The organism is Oerskovia sp. NPDC056781 (genome assembly GCF_042789955.1).
In the GTDB taxonomy this organism is placed as follows: domain Bacteria; phylum Actinomycetota; class Actinomycetes; order Actinomycetales; family Cellulomonadaceae; genus Oerskovia; species Oerskovia rustica.
In genome coordinates this window covers 1-1148 of sequence record NZ_JBHUAD010000410.1, presented here as the reverse complement: position 1 = coordinate 1148, position 1148 = coordinate 1, and the positions used below count along the sequence as shown (strand labels likewise).

The following is a 1148-nucleotide window of genomic DNA, read 5'->3' as shown; positions in this document are numbered from 1 at the left end:
GAGACCGCCCGGGCCCTTCGTCGTGAAGGACTACTTCGAGTGCTTGTTGCCGCTCAGCGCGTCGATCGCGCTGCGCACGCGGCGCGCACCGACCGCGAGCTGCACGTCGCGGTACTGGTTCGCACGGTGGATCTGGCCCTTGAGGTCCGAGCCGGACGGCCGGTGGTGCAGGTCGCACGGCACCTCGACCGCGACGTACCCCTTGCGGAGCAGGTCGATCGTCAGGCCGGTCTCGACGCCCCAGCCGCGCGCGAGCGGCGTCGCGGCCTCGAAGGCCTCCCGTGTCAGGCAGCGCATGCCGGACAACGGCTGCGTGGGCGTCCACCCTGTCATCGACTGGATCGCGCGGCGCGCGGCGCCCACCACGATGCCGCGGCCACCCGCGCCGGGCTGCGGCGGGAGCAGGGCGATCGACATGTCCGCGGCACCGTTGAGCACCGGGTCGACGAGGGGCGACGTGTTGACGGCCGTCTCCCCCAGGTCGCCGTCGATGAAGAGCAGGAGGCGCGCGGGCCGGTCGGCGACGTCGCGCATCGCGACGACCGCGGCGCCTGTCTCCATGGCTGCGGCCTTGCCGCGGTTGTGCGAGTGACGCACGACGACGGCGCCCGCCTCGCGCGCGACGTGCTGGGTGCTGTCCTCGCTGCCGTCGTCCACGACCAGGACCAGGTCCACGTGGGGGATCGCCTTGGCCGCGCGGACGGTCGCCGCGATGCGGCGCGCCTCGTCCTTGGCGGGGATGATCACCGCCACACGCTGCTTCTGCCGTCCGCCGCCTGCGAGCGGCGCGGGACGCGGGGTCTTGGCCACCGGGAGCGCGTGCGTCCCGTTCGCGGGGACGCCGACGGTCTCGCCGGTGGTTCCGGTGGTGGTGTTCTTTCCTGACTCGGTCGACCGATGGTCCGCGTTCACGCCGTCCAGCCTAGTAGTGCAAAGAGTTTCCCGCAGTTTGCCACACTCTTGGTGGCAAAGTCACGGCCGCCCCCGGTAACGGTGTGCCCGGGTTCTTGACGAGGTATTGCTGCCTGCGCCCGCTCGGCGGTCGGTCGCGACGTCGCGACCGTGCCGAGAGCACGCACCCTCGGGGCGTGCCCGGGGTGACGCCGGAGAGCGTAGGTGAAGGGGGCGTCAGCACCCGGGCGCCGTAC

At 72.5% G+C, this 1148-nt stretch carries 1 protein-coding gene; it reads right to left on the bottom strand.

The window, feature by feature from the left end; all coding sequences use genetic code 11:
* Positions 1-30 precede the first annotated feature (30 nt).
* Entirely contained in the window at positions 31-810 is a 780-nt protein-coding gene (locus ACFRCR_RS18820) for a glycosyltransferase family 2 protein (protein WP_336706831.1), read from the bottom strand.
* Positions 811-1148 lie beyond the last annotated feature (338 nt).